We start from the raw sequence: 255 nt of genomic DNA on the forward strand, positions 1-255 counted from the left end.
ATGGGTCACGACTGCGTGGTGGTCGCACCGTCCCTGATACCAAAGCGTCCTGGTGATCGGGTGAAGACGAACCGGCGCGACGCAGTCAGCCTGGCAAGGCTACATCGTGCAGGTGAGCTGACGGCAGGTTGGGTTCCAGATCGCGGACACGAAGCCATGCGCGATCTCGTGCGGGCCCGAGAAGCAGCCCAGGGGGCTCAAAAGCGGGCGCGTCAGCAGCTTCAGTCGTTCCTACTTCGACATGGCCGCATCTAT

The 255-nt window shown here is 62.7% G+C and carries 1 pseudogene; it reads left to right on the forward strand.

Annotated features, from left to right (window positions below):
- Positions 1-255: pseudogene (locus JNB91_RS30595) on the forward strand (IS110 family transposase); the annotation flags it as partial.

The organism is Aliirhizobium wenxiniae, assembly GCF_019511445.1.
GTDB classification, from domain to species: Bacteria; Pseudomonadota; Alphaproteobacteria; order Rhizobiales; family Rhizobiaceae; genus Neorhizobium; species Neorhizobium wenxiniae_A.